General features: G+C 41.7%; 16 protein-coding genes. 15 read left to right on the forward strand and 1 reads right to left on the reverse strand.

What is annotated here, in order from left to right; all coding sequences use genetic code 11:
- Positions 1-397: 397 nt before the first annotated feature.
- The 15 genes from DK188_RS20805 (at position 398) to DK188_RS20875 (ending at position 15,687) form a co-directional block, all read left to right on the forward strand.
- Positions 398-2,611 carry a tetratricopeptide repeat-containing sensor histidine kinase gene (locus DK188_RS20805; RefSeq protein WP_198673063.1) on the forward strand — a complete coding sequence of 738 codons (2,214 nt, stop codon included), beginning with the start codon at positions 398-400 and terminating at the stop codon, positions 2,609-2,611.
- The gene (locus DK188_RS20810; protein ID WP_111672790.1) at positions 2,608-3,345 is read left to right on the forward strand and encodes a LytR/AlgR family response regulator transcription factor; all 738 of its coding nucleotides are present in this window, start codon (positions 2,608-2,610) and stop codon (positions 3,343-3,345) included. The genes DK188_RS20805 and DK188_RS20810 overlap by 4 nt, the downstream gene beginning before the upstream one ends.
- A 372-nt stretch (positions 3,346-3,717) precedes the next feature.
- Positions 3,718-3,930, forward strand: coding sequence for a hypothetical protein (locus DK188_RS20815; RefSeq protein WP_111672791.1), 213 nt, complete (start codon positions 3,718-3,720; stop codon positions 3,928-3,930).
- A 186-nt stretch (positions 3,931-4,116) separates the two neighbouring features.
- Positions 4,117-5,322 (forward strand): type III secretion system chaperone family protein, encoded by a 1,206-nt coding sequence (locus tag DK188_RS20820; RefSeq protein ID WP_111672792.1) that lies wholly within the window; start codon positions 4,117-4,119, stop codon positions 5,320-5,322.
- A 12-nt stretch (positions 5,323-5,334) separates the two neighbouring features.
- The gene (locus tag DK188_RS20825) at positions 5,335-6,408 is read left to right on the forward strand and encodes a trypsin-like peptidase domain-containing protein (RefSeq protein ID WP_111672793.1); all 1,074 of its coding nucleotides are present in this window, start codon (positions 5,335-5,337) and stop codon (positions 6,406-6,408) included.
- A gap of 74 nt (positions 6,409-6,482) precedes the next feature.
- On the forward strand, positions 6,483-7,580 hold the full coding sequence (locus tag DK188_RS20830) for a hypothetical protein (RefSeq protein ID WP_111672794.1): 1,098 nt from the start codon (positions 6,483-6,485) through the stop codon (positions 7,578-7,580).
- Positions 7,581-7,791: 211 nt separating this feature from the next.
- Positions 7,792-9,300, forward strand: coding sequence for a hypothetical protein (locus DK188_RS20835; protein WP_157963312.1), 1,509 nt, complete (start codon positions 7,792-7,794; stop codon positions 9,298-9,300).
- A 10-nt stretch (positions 9,301-9,310) separates the two neighbouring features.
- Positions 9,311-9,658 (forward strand): hypothetical protein, encoded by a 348-nt coding sequence (locus DK188_RS20840; RefSeq protein ID WP_157963313.1) that lies wholly within the window; start codon positions 9,311-9,313, stop codon positions 9,656-9,658.
- Positions 9,648-10,013: a carboxypeptidase-like regulatory domain-containing protein gene (locus DK188_RS20845; RefSeq protein WP_111672797.1), complete on the forward strand. Its 366-nt coding sequence runs from the start codon at positions 9,648-9,650 to the stop codon at positions 10,011-10,013. The genes DK188_RS20840 and DK188_RS20845 overlap by 11 nt, the downstream gene beginning before the upstream one ends.
- Before the next feature lie 9 nt (positions 10,014-10,022).
- A complete protein-coding gene (locus DK188_RS20850) occupies positions 10,023-11,921 on the forward strand; it encodes a PA3715 family protein (protein ID WP_111672798.1) in 1,899 nt (632 codons plus the stop codon).
- The gene (locus tag DK188_RS20855; protein ID WP_111672799.1) at positions 11,918-12,640 is read left to right on the forward strand and encodes a hypothetical protein; all 723 of its coding nucleotides are present in this window, start codon (positions 11,918-11,920) and stop codon (positions 12,638-12,640) included. The genes DK188_RS20850 and DK188_RS20855 overlap by 4 nt, the downstream gene beginning before the upstream one ends.
- Positions 12,641-12,652: 12 nt before the next feature.
- The gene (locus tag DK188_RS20860) at positions 12,653-13,213 is read left to right on the forward strand and encodes a LemA family protein (RefSeq protein WP_111672800.1); all 561 of its coding nucleotides are present in this window, start codon (positions 12,653-12,655) and stop codon (positions 13,211-13,213) included.
- 4 nt (positions 13,214-13,217) lie between these two features.
- Positions 13,218-14,033: a DUF1266 domain-containing protein gene (locus DK188_RS20865; RefSeq protein ID WP_111672801.1), complete on the forward strand. Its 816-nt coding sequence runs from the start codon at positions 13,218-13,220 to the stop codon at positions 14,031-14,033.
- Positions 14,034-14,036: 3 nt separating this feature from the next.
- Positions 14,037-15,104: a DUF3137 domain-containing protein gene (locus DK188_RS20870; RefSeq protein ID WP_111672802.1), complete on the forward strand. Its 1,068-nt coding sequence runs from the start codon at positions 14,037-14,039 to the stop codon at positions 15,102-15,104.
- Between the two features lie 241 nt (positions 15,105-15,345).
- Complete coding sequence (locus DK188_RS20875; protein WP_111672803.1) at positions 15,346-15,687, forward strand: n-acetylglutamate synthase; 342 nt, start codon at positions 15,346-15,348, stop codon at positions 15,685-15,687.
- 56 nt (positions 15,688-15,743) lie between these two features.
- On the opposite strand, the gene DK188_RS20880 is transcribed toward DK188_RS20875, so the two are convergent.
- Positions 15,744-15,938: hypothetical protein (locus DK188_RS20880; RefSeq protein WP_157963315.1), on the reverse strand; the 195-nt coding region annotated here is incomplete at its 5' end.

Genomic DNA, 15,938 nt, shown 5'->3' on the forward strand with positions numbered 1-15,938 from the left:
CCATTCAAGGCACACACAGCACCTACTGGTAATTTTTTGCGCATTAACGTTCAAATGCGTAAATTGGACTTAGCAAAAAACTACCAGTAGCTGCAAAACGTTAGCTGCTCTGGCTAATAACCCTTTCATTTGCTAGGCAGGACAAGTTTTTTTGGTGTTGGTTTCCCTGAGCCAGATTTATACTGATTCTAATGGCGAGAGATTAAACACGTTTTTTTCCCATTTCATCTTTAAAAAAACTGAAAAAGTAAAAGCCGCACGAATGTGCAGTCAAACGCTTCGAATAGGGATTAAAATCCGACGCATCTATAGCCCAGGTGAAGAAATCATTCCCATGGGCACAATGGGAAACGTTAAAAATCGTATTTTCCCCCCGTTAGGGTTGTAAAAAAACGGTATGCGTAATGTGTTGACTTTTCTGACTGTTAAATTCCGGGTAATACTTCTTGTTTTCGGGTCACTATTGGTTTTTCAGCCAGCAATAGCCCAGCAAAGCAAAATCGACAGTTTAAAAAATGAACTGACACGTCATCCCCAAAAAGACACTTTGCGGGTCTATCTATTAAATGAGCTTGCGTTTTCCTATTTCAGCAGAGATCTGAGCAAATCACTGGAATACCTTGGGGAAGCGGAGGAAATTGCCAACGCCATTCAATTTAAAAAGGGAATAGCCAGAAGTACCTACATTTTGGGGATCACAGAGGCCATCCAATCAAATTTTGAGCAAGCGCTAAGTCAGTATTCCAAGGCGCTGAAACTGTACCAAGAGGTGGATGATAAAAAGGGAATAGCCAGCTGCTACAATGCTATGGGCATCACCTACAAAAACAAAGGAGAACTGAGAGAGTCCATCGGGTACTTCAAAAAAGCCATCGCGATAGAAGAAGAGATAGAAAGTGAAAATTTATCCGCCAGCCTGCTAAATCTGGGTACCACGTATCAAGTATTGGGAGAATTTGAAGAATCGGTTTCCTATTTAAAAGAGGCTCTTACTATTGCCGAAGCCAATCAAAACGAACAACGGGTAGCCTACAGTTTGAATAATCTGGGTACTGTCTATTTCGATCAGGGCAATTATCCACTGGCTTTGGAACAGTTTAAGAAATCATTATTCACAAATGAAAAACTGGGAGATAGTATCAGTATGGCCCACAATCACATCAATTTAGGCTCGATCTATCGAATCCAAAAAGAATATGACAAGGCCATAAGCAGTTTTGAAACATCATTGGGAATCTACGAACGGATCAATAACAAACAAGGGATCTCTTCTACCCTTAATGGCATAGGTACCATACACGAAGAAAGAGGGGATTACCAAAGTGCACGGGATTATTACCTCAACGCATTAAAAATCAGTAAGGAAATTGATACAAAAAGTGAGACACCCTTTATCCTTAACAACATTGGCGGGGTTTATCTGAAAACGAAGGATTATAACGTGGCACTTGATTATTTTGAAGAAGCCAAACAAATCAGCGAGGAGATTGAAAGTAAGGAAACACTGTGCGGTGCATACATTGGCCTAGCAGCGGCTTTTTCTAAACTGAATGTGAATAATCTTGCGCTGAGTAATGCGCTTGCAGCAAATGAGATAGCGGAAAGCTCAGGTTTTTTGAGCTTTCAAAAAGAAGCGGCAGGCATCCTTTCCGAAATTTATACCGCTACAGGAGACTATAAAAAGGCACTGACAAGCTACCAGCGATTTAAGCTACTGAATGACAGTCTTTTCAACCAAAACAACATCAAGCGAATAGCGCAGCTGGAATATGAATACAAGTACAAGCAAGCGCTCGACTCAGCAAACATCCGGGAGCTTAATTTAACAAAAACGGTGCTGTCCACTTCGCAGGATCTTGCCAAAACACGTCAAAACTACCTATGGGCTATTATCGGAATTTTGGTTACCTCTATTCTTTCGGGGTCTTATGTGTTCTATCAAAAATACAACAACGTAAAGATCAGGAACCAGAATATTGTGACGGAGCAAAAACTACTTCGCTCACAGATGACCCCTCACTTTATTTTCAACTCGCTTTCGGTGTTACAGGGTATGATTCTAGATAAGGAAGCTACAAAATCCGTCACCTACCTTTCCAAATTTTCCAAACTGCTCCGTCTAGTGCTGGAAAACTCAAGGGATAAAATCGTGCCCCTAATCCGGGAACTAGATGCTATTGACAATTACATGAGTTTGCAGAATTTGGCTGCCGATCAATCCTACGATAACAGTTTGGTAGTAGACGAAAGCATCGACCGCAACCTCTTTTTGATTCCGCCCATGCTGATTCAACCCTTTATAGAAAATGCTATAGAACATGCCTTTCCGATAGATCAAGACCATCGCCAAATAGCGGTTCGGCTGAGGCTGGAGGAGAAAAAATTAATTTGCTCCATCACGGATAATGGCATGGGCATAGATTCCAAACCAAACCAACCCAGTGCGAACAAGAAGTCCTTGGCCAGAACGATCACCGGAGAGCGGCTAAAAATGTTGGCAAAGGACTTCAAAACTGACGGGGATATCCTCATCGAAGACAGAAAAAAGTACAATGAACACGGGACACGCGTCACCTTGATCGTTCCATATCGACTAGCACAACACACATGAGGGCACTGATTGTTGAAGACAAAGCTTATATCAGAAAAGGCCTAATCAGTCTTTTAGAAACGGCGGATAGTGAGATCACGATTATCGGCGAATGCGGATCGGTCCATGAAGCCGTAGTAGTGGCTAATGCCTGCAAACCAGATCTAATTTTTCTGGATATCAACCTAACCGACGGAACTGGGTTTGACTTTCTTGACCAGTCAAGTCACCTCAACTTCAAAACCATATTTATTACCGCCTATGAAGAATACGCCTTAAAAGCCCTCAAGGCGGGTGCTGTCGATTACCTTTTGAAACCGGTGGACTTTGAAGAATTGCAGTTGGCCTTGAAAAAGCTAAAGACTTTATCTGTTTCGGAACAAAAAAAACAATTAAATACTGCCAGAAATGTCTGGTATCAGGATGATTCCACTTTGGTACTATCCCTGAGCGACAGTTTTCAGGTGATTAACCTGAGTGAATTGTTGTATTGTGAATCTGATAAAGGGTATACGACCTTCTACTTGGCTGATGGCAGAAAATACATCGCCTCCAAACCTTTGAAGGAATACGAAGAAAGACTGACCCTCATGAATTTTACAAGGCCGCACCAGTCTTATATGGTAAGTCTGAAGTATATAGACAAATACGATAAATCAGGTACTATCTATTTAAAAACCGGGCAGAAAATCCCTGTTTCCTCCCGAAAAAAAGAGGATTTCATAAGCACCTTTCTCAAGTACAACAGTCATTGAGCAAAGGCTTAAATGCATGATGAGTAGCTTCAATCCTTCGTGTACCCATTTAAAAATCGGCTTTTGCGGTGAATTTGGGCTCTTTTCCAAAGGGGGCTAGGCGGATTCAAACAATACTTTCTTTGGTTTAGGTGCAACATTCCTGATAGTAACAAAACTCATTTTTTATCCCATTTTCCTTTTTCAAAATACGGATATGGGTTTAAGTCTCTCACAAATAGATTTTGGTTTTACTGAAAAGGATTGGCTGTTTTTTACAAAAACAGATTGATTCATTTTTACTCATACTAGATCAATTCTTTCTTAAGGCCCAATGGAATACCAACCTTTTCCGGCTCGACTTTAAGCTAAAAATCATAACAACCAAAACTAATGGAAGCAATCAAATCTAAACTTGGAAAGGGCGGCCTACTACTTGCCGCCATGGGAATCATGTCCATCCTATTGAGTTTTTTCAACTACAACATCCGGCTTTTGGCATGGATAGACATATGGGGTGATGCTGCCGGCTGGATTATCAGAATACTGTTAATTCTGGGTGGAGGTGCATTGTTCTATTTCTTTGGCAGGGAGGAAGAGGAATAGCTCCAGACAATCCATGACTCACAAGTAGATGGAAAATGCATGAACCAGCTGCTTCAAGAAACAGATTCCGCAAATGCCATTTCCATATCAATCCCAGCGGATTAAGAAAGGAATAGCTCGAGCCTCTGCATGCAAAGTCGCAGCTAAGCATCCAAAATAAGTCCTCTAAAATCATCACTACTGGATATGAATAAAAGTTTCCAATATTTCCCTCCGATACATCCCCGAAAATCATCGACAAGGCAAGATGAAAAATGGGATGAAGCGGTAGCCTTTTTTAACAGCAAAGACTATGACAAGGTCATACCAACCCTGTTGGATTATGTAGGCGGTCACTTTCGAAGCAAAAAAAAAGACGATACCTATGAAATCCCTCATGGTTCTGTGGTGATTTCAATTACCCAAACACCTAAAGAGCTCTCGGTCAAATGCCCGTTTCTCAATATAGAGAATGCGAAAAAGGTGCCGCTCATGCGTCGATTGGCTGAGCTGCGTATGCACCCGCTCAATCTAACGGATGTGCTACTGGAGGGAAATTTGGTGTATTTCACCTTTTCATGCCCTTTAAGTCTCTGCGAACCCTATAAGATTTACGGAGTGCTGCGGGAGATCTGTTACTATGCAGACAGTCTCGACGATGAGCTCATCGAAAAATTTGGTGCGGAACATATACAGGAACCGAAGATTGTTCCTTTTCCGGAGAATCTAAAGCAAGATGCTTGGTCCAATTGCCAGGAAATAATAGCCGATGGTCTACAGCGGGTAGATAGATACATGGAAAAGCGTCAGGGCAACAATGCATGGTATACGGTAAATATCATCCTGAAAAAAATAGAGTTCCATGCAGAGCCACAGGGGTATTTGCGTACCCTGTTGGAAAAATCCGTCGATGATCTTTACAGGAGAGAAGTACCTTTTCATGACCGCTTGATGCACGGAAAATCAGCCCTGGAAAAATTAAAAGAGCTCCCTCAGGATAAGTTTATGTCAGATCTGTATCAGGTGGAGACCTTTATCCCTCATAAGTATAGTGGCAAAAAGGAAAACATCCGGGATAACTGGGAGGAAAGTTATGAGGAGGCCCAGGAAATGATCGCCAACTCCCGATTTGAAGATGCTTCAATCGTGTTGGAGTCATGTTTTTACAGTTTGTTCTATTACAATTTGGTAGGCGAAGAGATCAGCAAACCCATCATCGATGCACTGACCCAGGCAAGCAACCGGGAATGGAGTCAGGCTGCTCCCCTATTGCTCAAAGGCATGGAGGTGATTATGGAAGATACGGTAATGGGGATGGATTTTGGTATGGATCTCTCCAAAATGATGGGGGAACAAATGAAGCAGTCCATGGCGATGATGCAACAGCTCATGGCAAATTTTAATGTATCCTAAATCAAATTCAATATGAACGAAATAGAAAGTTCTATCTATAAAATAAACACCGCAAACGGCACGGGAACAGGATTTTACATCAGTGAAAAGAAACTAATCGTTACCAACTACCACGTGGTAGCAGGATGTCACCTAGTGAGCATAGAAGGAAAAGACAAAAACAGGCATCTTACCCAGGTACTGTATATAAATCCGGGTAAGGACATCGCTTTTCTAAAAGCAGACACTCTGCCAAAACCATTACATTCAGTCCAGATCAACCACACCACGATATCGCAGCCCAGAGACAAAGTGATTGTTTTGGGATACCCATTCGGATTGCCATTCACCATCACTGAAGGCATCGTCTCTAATCCACGCCAAAGCATCGGCGGGAGCTATTACATTCAGACAGACGCCGCCATCAATCCCGGAAATAGTGGTGGTCCTGTGATAAATGAAAAGGGAGAGTTGATGGGAATAGTGACTTCTAAATTTTCCAATGCAGACAATATGGGGTTTGCCATTCCACTGGAAACCCTCCGCCAAGAATTGGATTTAGCAGATGAATTGACAGCTACATTTAGTATTGGCTGTCCCAGTTGCGGAGGGATTATCCATGAGAAAACCGACTATTGCCCAAACTGCGGTACAAACGTAGACGAAAAATTGTTTGAAGAGCTTATTCTTTCAGACTTCAGCCAAAAAGTAGAGGAGGCCATCAGCCGGTTGAACATTAATCCTGTGGTGGCCAGATCCGGAAGAGAGCGTTGGTATTTTCATCAGGGCAGTGCGGAGATCCGAATGTTTATTTACGAGCAGAATTACCTGTTTGCTACCTCACCTCTGAATGATCTACCGCGAAAAAATCTGGGGGAGATATACGAGTATATCCTGACCTCTGATACTGGGCCACATCGCCTGTCTATTTCCGATAATCAAATTTTTCTTTCCTATCGGGTGCATATCAACGATTTATATTCTGGACATAAAGATCAAATTCTGGATAGGCTGGCCCAACTGGCTACAAAGGCAGATGAACTGGATACGATGTTTGTAAATGACTTTGGAGCAGAAATGACCCATTACAGCAAATCATCGGAATAAACAGGCAGGTTTGAATCATTAAAAACCAAGTGAACCCGAGATTTTGATAAAACTGCCTTTTAGAGAGGAATGAAATGATAAAACGTTCAGCTACATATCCTAAAAAACGGCCTGAATTCATCGTATTTGAGATGATCCTGCCTTTTTTCCTTGGGCTCCTGTCCTGCTCATGTGTTTCGACGGGTCCCAAGAAAAAGGAATTGACGGATTTCCGGATATGGAATGACATACAGTATCCGTTTCGGGAAGTAGTGAATACGGATGTGGGTACCTCACTCAATGATCTTTTGGGACCGGAGGAAATTTCAAGACTGGAAAAATGGAGGAATACTACGCCACTTTTAGAAGACTTCTTTCGATCGGAATGTGCCGGATGCTCCGACGATACCTACAGTCTGAAACCTGTATTCAGGTTTGAAAAAGGAAAATTTATTCACTTCGGAGTTCAAAGCGAAATGGGAATTGAAAATCTGGTCTACAAAAGGAAAGGCGCTTTTATTACCCGATTTCACATGTTTCAAGGGGCTTCCCATGAAGAAATACATCAGGGACTTCAAGACATTCCCAACCTTGAGCACGTGTTGGAAGGTACATATCCGACCGCAGTGGATCAGGAAAAAATATACATGGAGTACATGGAATACCACAATTACCACGATCCCGGTAATCCATGGTATCAGTCTATGTTTCCTACGAAAATTAGCTACATGATAGACCTGAAGAAAAAAAGCCCCACGTTAAGATTTAAGTTAGATGGCGGGTTCTATTCCTTTCAAAAAATGGATGCGGATGGAGTTCATCAGATCATCAACTTTGTGGAGCCTTTATTTATTGCCAATGCCTCTGCTGCTGCTGGACCGATCGCCTATTCATCAGTTACAGATGCCTTCTACGGCAATGCTACATTTTTCTTTTTTGAACTGACTGAAAAAGCTGATATCTCTATCCGACTAGAATCCGCCACAAGGGATAAAGATTTTCAATTTTCAATTTTTGAAAACAAAGGATTTTTGACCCTCGATGAATACCAGAACAAAAAAGGAAAGCTAAACAAACAATATGAATCAGAATTGGCTAAAGGCCGGTATTTGATCCGGGTACTCCATGAGGACTCCGACTATGCGGAAAAGCCTCTATATACCCTGTATTTGGATCATCAGCAAACGAATTAATAAAATGAGGTGGAATCCATTCACAACCTAAAGACAGGCTATGTTTCTCCTAGTTATCATTTTACTGATAGTTATTTTAATCCTTATGCTGATTACCGGCATTAAGGTATTCCGGCGGACGGTAAAGAGTGAAAGAAATAAACAGGTCCTGCTGGTGATCTTGACAATAGGCGGTCTGGCTTTCGCAGTTAACCACTTCTTTTTCAAAAAAATGCAATTCATTCAGTCTGAGGTCTACTCCAACCTGTATTTGGTGAAGTATCCTGATAAAGACTATTCCAAAGTGCAAAGTGCTATCCTTGAAAAGATTCAGGAGTACCTAAAAACCGAGCATCAAACAGGAAAACCACTCGCATATACCAATGAAAACGGAATTTATTTTTATGAATTGGGCGGAAGGACTTTGGGTTTTATCGGGGATGCCGGGACTGGCTACTTCATTGATCATGAAGAAGATCTCGGGGGCTTCGTTTCCGAAGAACTGGGGATGTACACAGAATACCGCTTGGCTGAGTTCTACTATGACTCCTGTCCACAGGACAGTAGCTTAGTTTGTGGTGAGATCGCTTATTTCAAAGAAGGGGATTGGTTTAAAACAGATTCCCTCCACAACTTTGTTATTTTAGCTGCTAACCTAAGGTCTCTGAATGAAAAAAAGATCCTTGAACCTAGCAGCTTAGACACATCTTCATCCTCTTCTGTCTCAATTGAGCAGCTAAAACGGGCATTTGCCAAGAAAAATGAGGCCGAATTCCTAAACTACTTTCCTGGAGACTTTCAACAGTTTATTTCTTGGTTTGGATGGAATACAGAAAACGGCCAGCCAGCTGATTTATACGCTGAAAGTGGTGCTTATTTGGACTATTTTTTTGAATCAGGCCGGAAAGAAAGTCGTGATCTTTTTGAAGAAAAGCTTATCGGAATAGCCAAAAACGGCTATTGGCAGGAAGATGGGGTGAATTACTTCCAAGATTTCGCAGTGGCTTATATCAAGAAGGAGAAAAAATATGAGCTCATTAATGAATTGTCCTCCAAAGATGCAAATTCGGTCCTCTTTTTCCTTTTTGATGGACCACATCCAAAATTCGATGCCGATTTTGCCTCCCAGCTGAGTCCACCCAAAAAAGAAATACTTGTCGAACTTTTCGAGAGTGGTTTTTATGATCAAAACAAAAACCCGGATCCTATTTTGCCCGATCCAGAAACACTTGATTTATCAGATGATGTGGGGTCCATACATTATGCCTTGTCGGATTTTGAAGGCTACGAACACTATTTTATTAGAGACATCGACATCAACAATGATGGCACCTTGGACAAAATTGTAAGCGCAGACAGGTACCAAGGGGATGAGTTATTTCTTTTTGTAAAAAAAGCAGGTGAATTCCAACCTGGCATAAAAACGATCAATTTTTCAGAGGATGGTGGGAATCAGATTGTGGATATCACCGCAGAAAAAGGTGGATTCGTCATTAAAACCGCATTTCCCGATGGAGGACTTTTAGAGGCCTATCACCACATCCGATTCAAAGATAACGCTTGGGTATTGACCAATACGGTCTATAAAACACAAAGCAGCAATGGAAAAGATGCCATGATCTATGTCTGCGATGTAGTGCAAGAATTGGATTTGGAGGATGCCCACATCCTGCAAAAGCTACGTGGGATGCCGGAAGAGCAGGAAAGGAGACGCAGGTGTACAGTAGAAAAAGTGGAATAAAAAAAGAAGGATGCGCATTGTAAAACATATTCTGACCTACCTGCTCTGGACGATAGTGTCCTTGCTCATGGGCTTTGGATATATGCGGTTACTATTAGGCAATTTACCTACCGATGAAAGTATGGGTGGAGTCGGCTTTATGCTTAAAATATTCTATTTCCACGGCCTTACATTATTGGGGTTTTCTATGGGGGGAATAATAACATTGCTTTTTATCCTAATTGACATTCTCTACCTAAGTAAGAAGTTGAAAAACAACTCCAAAAAGTCAATCATTCGGATAGTGGTACTATTAGCCACTACAGCAGTCGTCGCATTGATTCACTATGTATTGGAAAAGGTCATAGATGTCATTTAACCTAAAGAAAACTGTGAAAAACACCTTGATCTTTCTGATTTTAATCCCATTGGCTTGTAGTCAAAAATCCACCAATTATTACCAGGGCTTGGTTCTGGATGAAAATGACATACCCCTGGAGAATGTGCAGGTTTTTGAAGTATATGGAAAGGAAAATGGAGCCAAAACGGACGAGAAGGGATACTTCAGGTTGCAACGGAATTCTGAGTTACTCACGTCCTTGGTTTTCCAAAAGGAAGGTTTTAAAACAGATACCGTCCCGGTTTTTTGGACACAGCATGGCGAAAAGGTACACTATCAATTTACAACGAAAGACACCACGGTAGTCCGGTTAATGCCCCGGAAACCATTCTAATGGCTAAAAATGATCGATCTAATAAAGAAAATAATACGCTACGCAGCATTCGGTTTTCTCATTATTTCCTGCGGTCAAGGTTCCAAAACGAATCATGATAATGCCATGGAAGGTCAAGGAGCGGATGAAGTGATTGAACAGGCAGCGGGTCTCTCCAATCCTGGCGATAAGCTTGCTTTTGAGAAACTAATGGGAAATGCCAAAAGTAAGAAGGTACCCCATCTAGAGGCTACCAATTTTGACAGTTTTATTGATGAAGATGACTATAAAGAAATTGATTTCAAGGCTTATAAATTGGACCAGATTTATCCTGATTTTGATGCAGCAGGGCATAATTATAAGGCCATTGCCAAGTTCGCGGTCCCTTTATCGGACGACTTTCATTCGGTAGTGATGACGGTTCTCAAAAGTGAACTTGAAATGGAATCCGTGCTGATCAATTACGATAAAGGAGGCGTCATTATTGACCATCAAGTGGTCTCTTACGATGAAATAGCCGAAGGAATGTCTCAGGTAGTCTCCAGAATAAGTGAAGGCAATTTAACGGTAAACCATATTTTTTGGAGCGACAATAAAAAGGTAGAAGAGGTTACGTTCGAGATTTTGTACGATGGCAAAATCGAAAAAATAGAAACCAAAAGCCTGAACGAAACCTTCTTGGATTTTGAACTGATCAATAGCGTTTTGACGGAACTCCAACTGGATTGGGTGCAAACTAAAACCAATTTGATTACTGCCAAAACCAACCCGGAAAATCCAGAGGAAACCATTCTGGTGATTCCCAAAATTGTCGATGAAGGAGTGCAGTATTTTAATCTCGACAGCCACATTGTCATCGCCGACAACAACACCTACAAAATCAAAAACACATACGCTGAAAGTCACCAAACGAACCAATGGGAATCGGATGCCATAGCGTTGAATAGAATCGAAATCGATGAGACCCGCTATAGGATTGCAGGGGATAAATCGGCCTTTGGGGTAACTGTATCCTATCGCGGACATTCTCGGGTAAATCCGTACTCGAATAAAACCCTGTCTCTTTTCAAAAAATCTGGCAATGGTCTGGTAAAAGTTCTTTCCGATTTTTCCATTGAAAATTTTAATGGGGAATGGGACGGCGATTGTGAGGGCTCATTTGTAAATGAAACAAAGGCTATTTCCATAAGCAATAAAAAGACAAAGGGCTATTTTGACATACTGGCCACCTCCAGAATAGTAGAAAGCCTAGATCATAAAGACCTGGAAGGGGATTGCGAATCAAGCAGCACGACCCATTTTAAAAATGTCCTCCTGAAATTTAATGGCAAGACCTATTTGGAAACCGAAATTCAGGCAAATTTCTATTCCGAGTTCCAGCCCCCACAATTGAAAGCCATTCCGCTTGAAAAATTTGACTTTCGAAAGGCCTTCGAACTGAGTGGGCTTAAGATTGTGACAGGACATTTTATTCCTGATTCAGGAAAGCATTTTGCATCGGGCACAGAAACCGAAACCGATTGGGGAGACAGGCTTCTCGTGCTGGATGTATCAAATAAAATAGTCCATCGGTCCAGAGGGTTTGGCGAGTCTTATTTGTTTGAACCCCATTTTTATACATCCAAAGCAGCTGCAAAAACCATAATTATTTGCCAGAAGGCCTTTGAGTATCCCTTTGGTGGTGAAGTCTTTATCCTTGAAAACGGAGTAGTGAACTATATCGGAACCCTGGATATAGAGGGAGATGATGAAGAAAGCTATTTGACCGAGATCATTGAAATCTTTGAAGCAGAAGGCAGCATCTACTTCATACTTAAATCTGACCAGGTGATTTTGAGACCCGGCTCAAAAGATCAGATTAAAACCGACAACAACGTGGTGTATGTATATGAAGACAACAGACTCAGATTAAACACGAAGGATCAATGAATTTTGTGAATAAACTTTATTTGGTCTTTCTGCTTTGGATTCCGGAGCCCTTTCCCCAAAATACACAGGCCTCCCTAGTCCTTCCTGCATCAGGAAAAGAACTTCAGGACTTAATCCCGGAGGGGTGGCAGCTATTGTCTCAGGCTTCGGGAGACCTGAACCAAGACGGATATCAAGATTTGGTCTTCGCCATCGAAGACAGCCTACTCGCAAAAGCTGAACCCTCGGAGGAGATCCTAAGTCAGTTAGCTGACTCAACTCCTAGAATTCTCGGAATTTACTTTGGCGGGAGGAATGGGAAATTCAAAAAGGTTTTGCAATCGGATACATTTATTATCAGCCGTGAGCATGCTGAAATGGACGAACCCTTTAAAGGATTTCAGATACTACCGGATGGAGAGCTTCAGATCGATTTTTACCGATGGCAGTGCAGGGAATGTACCTCGTGGTCTACCCATGTTTACACTTTTAGATACCAGAGTAGGGAATTCCAACTAATTCAGTACGATGAAAATGTAATGAGTAGAGTATCGGGTGAGGAAGTCGATTACCGCATCGATTTCCAGCAAAAAACTATCAAAACCACCTCCACAATTATAAATGACAACGACGAAAGAGAATATCAAGAAGAAAGCGAAACGTTTGAGCTACCGAAATTAAAAAGCCTAAAATCAATGGGAAAACCCCTCCTATGGGAATTTCATCAACTGCTAATTTAAAACAGTCAATCTATGGAAATAACAATCATTATCGGCATCCTGGCCTTTGTCGCCATTATGGGTATCGTCATCAACAATCAGATCATTGCCAGAAAGAACCAGGTTTCACAGGCCTTTGGAAGTATTGAGATCTATTTGAAAAAACGATTTGATCTCATCCCCAATCTGATCGCCATGCTCAAAAAATACATGGAGCATGAAAAGGAAATCTTGCTAAAGGTCACTGAATTGCGCAGCAACATCGATAAGAGTTCAGAAGCCAATGAAAAAATCAGGGCATCAAACGAATTGACCCATCTGGTATCTGGCTTGAATCTCACTCTGGAAAATTATCCCGACTTAAAAGCGGATAAGCAATTTGCAAGCATTCAGTTTGAACTTGCCGACATTGAGGATCAGCTATCTGCCGCCCGACGCGCATACAATGCCGCGGTCACCCAGTATAACAACACCATACAAATGTTTCCAGCCAGTATGATAGCAGGGTTTCGAAAAGACCAGATCCAAACCCTGCTGGAAATCCCCAAATCAGACCAAAAAGAAATTAAAATTGATCAACTTTTAAATTTCTGAAATCATGCAAATGTTTGAAAATCTACCCTGGTACGGTTATGTAATCTTTGCCGTGGCCATAGCATCCTATGCCTACCGATATTTTAAGATTGGCAAAAAAGAATACGATGAATCATTCAGCTTATCCGAGGCCAAATTCAGAAAAGCGCCACACAGTAAACTGACCCAAGAGCAGCTATTTGCTATCGCATTGTACACCCCCATTTCCGAATGGTGGAAGGCAGACACCAATACACTTTCTTTTAGGACCGCTAAGGAAATTCAGCCCTATATGGATGGCTGGGGCATAAATACCGTGGAAGGCTACTGGGAGCTTACTGAATATTTCATGAAAGATGGCCGCCGCTGGTATTTTGATTTTATCCAACAAATGATCGAAACCGAACCTGAGGCCAAATGGGCAAGTTTGATGACCAAAAAATTCGGCGATAACAAACGCGCCCAGCGCTATTTTCAACTATTAAAAACAGGGGACGTCCTGACCACCCTGAAACAAAAGGGTATTCTTTCTTTTGACTCCGACCTGAAACTAGGTGTGGCCGGATATGATGCGGCGCTACTGGCCGGTCAGGCAAGAATAGCATTCACTGGGGGGATAATTTCAGAAGAAGAAGCCTGGAAGGTCATCAGTTTTGCCAAAGCTCTGGCCCTGCAACACTTTTCGTCCTGGGAGGATTTTGGGAAAAGTTTTGCACTTGGATTTGCATTGGATATGAAGGCCGAATACCAAACCTACAAGGAAGAAGTATTTCGTATATACAAACAGGTGCTGGAAAAGCCAGAAAGTCCGTGGAACACCATTGCATGGCCGATTGACTAGGGTATGCAGGAGCGAATCAAAAAGGCCTATGCCGAAACCCATAAGGTGTTGGAAATACTTTATGAGAAGCGAAAACGCACCCTATTCTTTCAAAAGGTGATGTGGGGACTTACGGGGATCTATTTCCTCTTAATGATCCTACTATTGGTAGTTCCTTACCTTGGCGGAAATCAAATCACTGGCTGGAAAGAACTGGCACTTGTTAAAACCATGCTGGAAAACCCCTATGGATCCATTTATCCTGTACTTGGGGTTATGGTGCTGATATACCCAACGACTCTATTGTTTGCCAGGGCTTTTCAGAAATTTGTCCTAAAAGAGCAGCAAACCATGGCCGCTATGGTGAAAACTCTTTTCCCACAGGTAGAATTTACTCAGGGTGCCATGGCTCCTACCCGGGAAGTGGTAAAAAGTAAATTGTTCGCTTGGATAAAAGAAGACACACCCATCTACAGCTACGGACAGCTTAGAAACCTCACCGAGGAAGTCCAGGTAAACATTGCCGACATAGGGCTTATCGAACACAATGTGACCAACCGATTTTTGAGTACCCTGATGCATATTCCTTTGCTGAATATGTTTGCGGTACTCTATCTGAGTGTGTTTAAAAACATGGTCACAGGAAACTTGGCTGACAACACCAGTTATTCCTTTCGGGGAATGTTCTGCTGGATGTATTTTAAAAAGAAACTAAACGGACACACGGTTATATTGCCCAAAAGCCAACTAGTAGAACTTGACCGATTGAGCAGCTTTAATTTTAGAGAAGAACAACAAATACTTCTGGAAGACCCACGATTTACCCAAAACTTTACCGTCTATTCGACGGACCAAGTGGAAGCCCGGTATGTGTTATCGGCTGCTTTGATGGAGCGGATTGTAACTTTGAAAGAAAAATTTGACCGACCTGTATATCTTTCCTTTCAGGACAAACAACTGTATCTGGCTGTGAAAAATGAAAACGGTTTATTTTCCTTTCCAACCCGCAAAGCAGAAAGCTTAAGCGTCGTGGAGGAACTGGCCATAGAAATTGATACGGCATTGAATATTCCCAAACAGCTTTTTCAATGAATTAATCATTTCTTCTAGCCTGAATATGGAAGAAATGAGGGCTGAACAGAAAATACCATTGTCACCCTTTAACTTGTGCTACTGACACTATTGAATCTTCTTGATGGAGATTTTTAATAAGGATAGTTGGAGAGCAACGTGGCAAGCTTGGCTTGGAAATATCAAGCTAGTAACTATTTGAAAATCAAACTTCTCATATTTAGTCAACATAGATGGATAGGAGAAGTAAAAGGAAATACATATGATCAACTATAATGACAGAATATTCAGACCTGTTGTCAATACTGAGAATAGTGAAACTTCAAATGCAACTGTTTTTGCCTACAAGCAAACAGGAAATATTCTCACAGCTGAATACTCAGGTGGCAAAATAAAGAAAGGGCATCTAATTGGACTTGTTGATGAGAATGGGCATATAGATATGCGGTACCATCAAGTCAACAATGAAAACGAACTGATGACCGGAATATGTAAATCAATACCTGAAATTCTAGGAAACGGAAAAATCAGACTTCACGAAACTTGGGAATGGACGTCAGGTGATCGGTCAAAAGGAGCATCTATGCTAGAAGAACAATACTAACAAGCTCCTATATCGATGCTTTTGTTGCGTGCGGATCACTTTCAGCCCGATTAAAATCAAATATCGATGTTGAGTGGGCACAGTAGAAAACACTGCCTTTGATTGGCCATGCTTGGGTAGTCGCTGGATGCTGACCATGCTTTCCTTCCATAGGCGACAACTTTTTGCTCAAACTTGGCAGATAGATCAGCAATATCCAGCGATCTTGGAGCAAGCGGTCTGGAGGAGGTTTTCTTTTTTTCATGAATAAT

This window comes from Algoriphagus litoralis (assembly GCF_003259255.1).
Lineage (GTDB): Bacteria > Bacteroidota > Bacteroidia > Cytophagales > Cyclobacteriaceae > Algoriphagus > Algoriphagus litoralis.

Excerpts from the sequence above, each read along its gene's own strand:
- DK188_RS20805 (WP_198673063.1), top strand. The coding sequence starts at position 398 with ATGCGTAATGTGTTGACTTTTCTGACTGTTAAATTCCGGGTAATACTT.
- DK188_RS20810 (WP_111672790.1), top strand. The coding sequence starts at position 2,608 with ATGAGGGCACTGATTGTTGAAGACAAAGCTTATATCAGAAAAGGCCTA.
- DK188_RS20815 (WP_111672791.1), top strand. The coding sequence starts at position 3,718 with ATGGAAGCAATCAAATCTAAACTTGGAAAGGGCGGCCTACTACTTGCC.
- DK188_RS20820 (WP_111672792.1), top strand. The coding sequence starts at position 4,117 with ATGAATAAAAGTTTCCAATATTTCCCTCCGATACATCCCCGAAAATCA.
- DK188_RS20825 (WP_111672793.1), top strand. The coding sequence starts at position 5,335 with ATGAACGAAATAGAAAGTTCTATCTATAAAATAAACACCGCAAACGGC.
- DK188_RS20830 (WP_111672794.1), top strand. The coding sequence starts at position 6,483 with ATGATAAAACGTTCAGCTACATATCCTAAAAAACGGCCTGAATTCATC.
- DK188_RS20835 (WP_157963312.1), top strand. The coding sequence starts at position 7,792 with ATGCAATTCATTCAGTCTGAGGTCTACTCCAACCTGTATTTGGTGAAG.
- DK188_RS20840 (WP_157963313.1), top strand. The coding sequence starts at position 9,311 with ATGCGCATTGTAAAACATATTCTGACCTACCTGCTCTGGACGATAGTG.
- DK188_RS20845 (WP_111672797.1), top strand. The coding sequence starts at position 9,648 with ATGTCATTTAACCTAAAGAAAACTGTGAAAAACACCTTGATCTTTCTG.
- DK188_RS20850 (WP_111672798.1), top strand. The coding sequence starts at position 10,023 with ATGATCGATCTAATAAAGAAAATAATACGCTACGCAGCATTCGGTTTT.
- DK188_RS20855 (WP_111672799.1), top strand. The coding sequence starts at position 11,918 with ATGAATTTTGTGAATAAACTTTATTTGGTCTTTCTGCTTTGGATTCCG.
- DK188_RS20860 (WP_111672800.1), top strand. The coding sequence starts at position 12,653 with ATGGAAATAACAATCATTATCGGCATCCTGGCCTTTGTCGCCATTATG.
- DK188_RS20865 (WP_111672801.1), top strand. The coding sequence starts at position 13,218 with ATGCAAATGTTTGAAAATCTACCCTGGTACGGTTATGTAATCTTTGCC.
- DK188_RS20870 (WP_111672802.1), top strand. The coding sequence starts at position 14,037 with ATGCAGGAGCGAATCAAAAAGGCCTATGCCGAAACCCATAAGGTGTTG.
- DK188_RS20875 (WP_111672803.1), top strand. The coding sequence starts at position 15,346 with ATGATCAACTATAATGACAGAATATTCAGACCTGTTGTCAATACTGAG.